This is a genomic window from Candidatus Methylomirabilota bacterium (assembly GCA_036002485.1).
GTDB lineage: Bacteria > Methylomirabilota > Methylomirabilia > Rokubacteriales > CSP1-6 > AR37.
Map to the genome: position 1 here is coordinate 1 of DASYTI010000084.1, position 5,301 is coordinate 5,301.

Genomic DNA, 5,301 nt, shown 5'->3' on the forward strand with positions numbered 1-5,301 from the left:
GGTCTGGCCGTGAGGTGAACCGCACGTTGACCACGACGATACTCTGCCGGAAGAGGCGCGCCCCGCGGACGAGGAGCGCGGTCTGATGGTGCGGGGGCGTGCGGCCACCGATGACGCGGCAGGAGCTCGGGGAACGCGCCCGCGCGAGGCTAGGAAGGCAGGAAACCGTGGATCAGGAACTGCCGCCTTTGGGCTCGCCCTCCTTGGCGGCGGGCTGGGCCTCGGGCTCGTCCGTGCCCTTCTTGAACTCGCGAATCGCCTGCCCGAGCGAGCGACCCAGCTCCGGAATCTTCGCGCCGCCGAAGAGGACGAGGGCGATGAGGAGAATGACGATCAGCTCCTGCGCTCCCAGACCAAACATGGTGGGCTCCTTTGACGGAAATCCGTCCACGCCGACGGTCGGCCACGCGTGGCCAGCCTACGCCTCGGCCGGAGACCGTGTCAAACTCGCGGGTACCCATGCAGGCGTTTCTTGGCGGCCGGGCCCCCCGGTTGCTAGGCTGGCCGCAGCCGGCCTACCGCCCCCCACACCCGGGACTCCAAGGGAGACGCCCATGAACATCCTGGTGCCGGACATCGCCGTGGCGGAGAAGATCATCCGCTCCATCGCCGTCTACGGCTTTCTGCTCGTGGCCTTCCGCCTCGCGGGCAAGCGCCAGCTCGGCCAGATGACGGCGTTCGACCTGATCGTTCTGCTCATCATCAGCAATGTCCTCCAGAACGCGGCCATCGGCAACGACAACTCCCTGGGCGGCGGGCTCCTGGGCGCCTCCGTGATCATGATCCTCAACCTCCTGATTGCCTGGTTGACCTTTCGTCGCAAGCCGATCGAGCGCATTGTCGAGAACTCCCCGACCATCCTCGTCAAGCATGGCCACGTCTTACGCGCCAACCTCGCCCGGGAGCTCATGAGCATGGCCGAGCTCCGCGCGGCCCTGCGCAAGGAAGGCGTGGCCACCTTCGCCGAGGTCCGCTACGCCATCCTGGAAGAGGACGGTCACGTGACCGTCATCCGGCGGGGGCACGTGCCTGCGTGAGCCTGCTCGCGGGCTGGTTCTCCGCGGGCCCGGGCGTGGGCGACCCGGCCACCCTGCTCGCGCACTGGGGCTATGTCGCGGTCTTCGTGCTGGTCATCCTCGGCAATGCGGGGGTTCCCGTGCCCGAGGAGACCGTCCTCCTCTTGGCGGGCTACCTCGTCTGGCGCGGAGAGCTCCAGCTGCACATCCTGCTCGCCGTCGGTTTCGCGGCCGCCGTCACGGGCGACAATATCGGCTACTGGCTGGGCCGGCGCTTCGGCAAGGGGGCGCTCCAGCGCCACGCCCACTGGATCCTCGGACATCCGGAGCGGCTCGAAACCATGCAGCGCTTTGTCGCTCGACGGGGCGCCACCGCCGTCTTCGTCGCTCGCTTCGTGCCCGGGCTCCGGTTCACGGCGGGGCCGCTCGCGGGCGCGCTCGGGCTGCCCGCCTGGTCCTTCCTGGCTGCCAATGTGCTGGGCGCGGCGCTCTACGTGCCCCTCACGGTGGCGGCGGGGTGGGCGATCGGCTATGGGCTGGGTGATTATGTCGAGCGGCTGCGGCGGGTGGTCGGCAATGTGGAGCACGTCGTGCTGCTGGCCGCCGTGGCCAGCGCGGGCGCCCTTATCGCGTGGCGCGCCGCGCGCTGGCTGAATCGACGGCCGAAGAGATCCTGACCCGCCCCCGCGGGCTCAGTGCCCGTTGCCTTCGCCGAAGCCGTCCGACCCTCGCAGGCGATCCTCCGTTCCCGGGATGTAGCGCCGCTCGAGCTCCTGGAAGTGGGCGACCCTGGCCATCACGTGATGGCTCTCCGTGGGGTGCCCCGCCTTGGTGCGCTCGAGCCCCCACTGCCCCTGCTCCTCGTTCTTGGCGAGCTCGTGCATGGCGTTCCACACGGCGTACATGGCGGCGTGCGCGCCATAAAGCGTGATGAAGATGAACCGGTAGCCGAGCTCGCCAAGCTCGCGAAACGTGAAGGGGCTCGGGTCCTTGTGCCAGCGAAACGACGACGAGTAGTTGAAGGCCAGGGGCAGCTTCGGATGCGTCTGCCGCATGGCCCGGGCGAACTCGATGGCGGGGCCGCGGTCGGAGTTCGACAGCTCGCACCAGACCAGGTCGACGCCAGCGTCGGCATAGGCCCGCCCGCGCCAGATGGCCTCCTCCATGCTGCCCCCCACCGCCCCGTAGGCGTCCGTGCGCGCGATGACCACGAAGTCGCGATCGAGCCTGTCCCGCTCGGCGAGAGCGGCTCGGTACTTTCCGATCGCCTCCTCGCGCGACACCACCGTCTTGCCGGCGATGTGGCCGCACCGCTTGGGGAAGCGCTGGTCCTCGAGGTGGATGCCCGCCACGCCCGTCTTGACGAATTCCTGCACGGTGCGCATGGTCGAGAGCGCGTTGCCGTAGCCGTCGTCGGCGTCGGCGATGATCGGCACCTCGACGGCGCTGGCCACCATGGAAGCCGTCTTGGCCACCTCGGTCATGGTCAGGAGGCCCATGTCCGGCCATCCGTTGAGCATGGCCACCGAGTAGCCGGACAGATAGATCGACTTCATGCCCGCGCTCTCCGCGATCTGCGCGTCGAGGGGCGAGTAGATTCCGCCCGTGTAGAGATACGGCTCATCACGGAGCAGCTGACGGAAGATCGTGCCCTTGCTCTCCATGTTTTCCTCCTCGCTCAGAGCCGCGCGGGCGCCGACGGCGCCCACGGCAGCTCGAGCAGGTTCTCGGCGCAGCGGCCGCAGTAGTGGGTGGACTCGAGCTGATAGGCGCAGGCGGGACAGCAGGGCGCCCCGCAGCCAATGCATCCAAGCTGCTCGAAGGCAAATCGCACTTCGCTTCCGCATCGACAGTGGCCGGCCATGGCAGGCCCTCCTTTGGGTCTTGGCCAAGGCCTCGGGGCAAGAAGTGTTCCGAGGTTCTAACTGACTGAAAGACTAAGGATTGCGTCAACAGGGATCAGAGAGAAGCGATAGAAAGTGAGACAATTGTGTCTCAGAAAGACACGCCCAATAAGTGATATGAAACTCAAAGTATTATAGAAATTGACCAGAACCTCTCTGAACCTACTGGGACACCTAAGTCCCATTACTGAGACGGATCTGTCCCATCCCTTAAGGCTCTAGTTTTGATTGAGTATTTCAGGATAAGCCGGTGAAGGTTGCGCCGAGTGATCCCTGCGCGCTTGGCCGCGACGGAGACATTTCCCCGCGCCTCGGCGAGCAAACGGCTGATGGCCTCGCGCTCGAAGACAGCGAGCGTCCGGGCACGAGCCTGAAGGAATCCCTCGCCCGCGCGGAGGGCCGTGGGCGCGGGCTCCTGGAGGTGCAGGGGGAGGTGGACCACCTCGACCTGGCGACTCGTGGCCAGCACCACGGCCCGCTCGATGGTGTTCTCGAGCTCGCGAAGATTGCCCGGCCACGGATAGCGCTTGAGCAGGTCGAGCGCTTCCGGGGCGAAGCGGTCCACGCGCTTGTTGACCTTGGCTTCGGCCTTTCGAAGGAAGTGATGGGCCAGCACAGGGATGTCCTCGGTCCGCTCACGAAGCGGGGGCAGGGTGATGGTGAACGTGTTGAAGCGGTAGAAGAGATCCTCGCGGAACTCGCTGACGGCGAGGGCCTTCTCCAGATCACGATTGGTGGCGGCGATGACGCGCACCCGGACCTTGCGGGTCACCACGTCTCCCACGGGCTTGATCTCACCCGTCTGCAACACGCGCAGGAGCTTGGACTGCATCTCGAGCGGCATGTCGCCGACCTCGTCGAGGAAGATGGTGCCGCCGTCCGCCCGCGCGAAAAGGCCCGGCTTGTCGGCCACGGCCCCCGTGAAGGCGCCGCGTTTGTGGCCAAAGAGCTCCGATTCGAGCAGGGTGGGGGCAAGCGCCGTGCAGTTGACCGTGACCAGGGGCCGGTCCCGCACGTTCGAATACCGGTGGATGGCCCTGGCCACCAGCTCCTTGCCCGTGCCCGACTCGCCCCGGATCAGCACCGTGGTGGGGGTCGCGGCCACACGAACGATCAGCTCGGCCAGCTCCTTCATCTTTGGATTCTGGCCGATGATGAAATCGCCCTCGGCCTGCGCCTGGATCTCGCGCAGCATCATTCCATACCGGTCCTCGAGCTCCTCCGACCGCTTGCGCTCGGCCAGGAGGTCCCACATGAATTTGGCGCTCGCCCCGCCCATCACCTCGGTCGTGGAAGGCTTGAGGGCCTGGATGTCTCGCTCGACCTCGGGGCTGCCCGTGACGTCGATGATGAGGTCCACCGTGGGGTCGGCCACGAGCGTCCTCAGCTCGGTGGCCACGGGGACATTGAGGCGCCGGGCCAGCTCGAGGCCGGGCGCCCACGGGTTGAGATCGGCAATCCCGAGGATGGTAACGGTGGGATCGCCGATGAACATCTCGAGGAGGGCGCGGCCCCCTTTGCCGGCCCCGATGATGACGACTCTGGTCATGGGCGGCGACCGAGACCGGTCAGAACGGCTGCGGCACCTGGTCGCGCTCCGCCCGGTTCTCGAACGAGGCGTACTCGGGGATGAAGGTCAGATCGATCAACCCCGTCGGGCCGTTGCGCTGCTTGCCGACAATCACCTGAGCCAGGTGCTCGTTCTCCGCCGGCTGGACCCCGTACCGGTCGGGCCGAAAGAGGAAGAGGATGAGGTCGGCGTCCTGCTCGAGCGCCCCCGACTCGCGCAGGTCGGAGAGCTGGGGCTCCTTGTTCTGCCGGCTCTCCACCGCGCGCGAGAGCTGGGAGAGGGCGACCACCGGCACGTCCAGCTCCTTGGCCAGAGCCTTGAGCGAGCGCGAGATCTCCGAGATCTCCTGCTGGCGGTTCTCCGGGTTCCGGCCCCGCATGAGCTGGAGATAGTCGATGACGATGAGGTCGAGGCCGTGCTCGGCCTTCATGCGCCGAGCCTTGGCCCTCGCCTCGAGCACGGACAGCGCGGGCGAGTCGTCGATGAAGATCGGCGCCTCGGCAAGCCGGCCGGCGGCATTGGTGAGGCTCGTCCAATCTCTCGTCTCGAGGTACCCCGTGCGCACCTTGTGCGACGGCACGCGCCCCTCCGCGCAGAGGAGGCGCTGGACGAGCTGCTCCTTGGACATTTCCAGGCTCAAGACGAGAACCCGCTTCTGATTCCGTACGCCCGCGTACTTGGCGATGTTCATGGCGAAGGCGCTCTTCCCCATCGAAGGCCGGCCGGCAATGATGATGAAGTCGCTTGGCTGGAGGCCCGCGGTCATCATGTCCAACTTGGCGAACCCCGTCGCCAAACCGGTCACGTGCTC

7 protein-coding genes are annotated in these 5,301 nt (G+C 66.8%); 2 read left to right on the top strand and 5 right to left on the bottom strand.

The window, feature by feature from the left end; genetic code table 11:
* Positions 1-172: 172 nt before the first annotated feature.
* Complete coding sequence (gene tatA / locus VGT00_08510) at positions 173-361, bottom strand: twin-arginine translocase TatA/TatE family subunit (protein HEV8531445.1); 189 nt, start codon at positions 359-361, stop codon at positions 173-175.
* A 193-nt stretch (positions 362-554) separates the two neighbouring features.
* On the opposite strand from tatA, the gene VGT00_08515 reads away from it, so the two are divergent.
* Both VGT00_08515 and VGT00_08520 read left to right on the top strand, forming a co-directional pair.
* Positions 555-1,037: a YetF domain-containing protein gene (locus VGT00_08515; GenBank protein ID HEV8531446.1), complete on the top strand. Its 483-nt coding sequence runs from the start codon at positions 555-557 to the stop codon at positions 1,035-1,037.
* Positions 1,034-1,693: a DedA family protein gene (locus VGT00_08520; GenBank protein ID HEV8531447.1), complete on the top strand. Its 660-nt coding sequence runs from the start codon at positions 1,034-1,036 to the stop codon at positions 1,691-1,693. Before VGT00_08515 ends, VGT00_08520 begins: the two co-directional genes overlap by 4 nt.
* A 15-nt stretch (positions 1,694-1,708) precedes the next feature.
* On the opposite strand, the gene VGT00_08525 is transcribed toward VGT00_08520, so the two are convergent.
* The 4 genes from VGT00_08525 to dnaB all read right to left on the bottom strand — a co-directional run.
* Entirely contained in the window at positions 1,709-2,680 is a 972-nt protein-coding gene (locus tag VGT00_08525; protein ID HEV8531448.1) for an isocitrate lyase/PEP mutase family protein, read from the bottom strand.
* A 14-nt stretch (positions 2,681-2,694) separates the two neighbouring features.
* The gene (locus VGT00_08530; protein ID HEV8531449.1) at positions 2,695-2,880 is read right to left on the bottom strand and encodes a hypothetical protein; all 186 of its coding nucleotides are present in this window, start codon (positions 2,878-2,880) and stop codon (positions 2,695-2,697) included.
* Between the two features lie 224 nt (positions 2,881-3,104).
* Complete coding sequence (locus VGT00_08535) at positions 3,105-4,469, bottom strand: sigma 54-interacting transcriptional regulator (protein ID HEV8531450.1); 1,365 nt, start codon at positions 4,467-4,469, stop codon at positions 3,105-3,107.
* A 19-nt stretch (positions 4,470-4,488) separates the two neighbouring features.
* On the bottom strand, positions 4,489-5,301 hold an 813-nt coding region (gene dnaB / locus VGT00_08540; GenBank protein HEV8531451.1), incomplete at its 5' end, for a replicative DNA helicase.

Bases quoted from the DNA above. Each gene is read 5' to 3' on its own strand.
- tatA (HEV8531445.1), bottom strand. From the start codon at position 361: ATGTTTGGTCTGGGAGCGCAGGAGCTGATCGTCATTCTCCTCATCGCC.
- VGT00_08515 (HEV8531446.1), top strand. From the start codon at position 555: ATGAACATCCTGGTGCCGGACATCGCCGTGGCGGAGAAGATCATCCGC.
- VGT00_08525 (HEV8531448.1), bottom strand. From the start codon at position 2,680: ATGGAGAGCAAGGGCACGATCTTCCGTCAGCTGCTCCGTGATGAGCCG.
- VGT00_08530 (HEV8531449.1), bottom strand. From the start codon at position 2,880: ATGGCCGGCCACTGTCGATGCGGAAGCGAAGTGCGATTTGCCTTCGAG.
- VGT00_08535 (HEV8531450.1), bottom strand. From the start codon at position 4,469: ATGACCAGAGTCGTCATCATCGGGGCCGGCAAAGGGGGCCGCGCCCTC.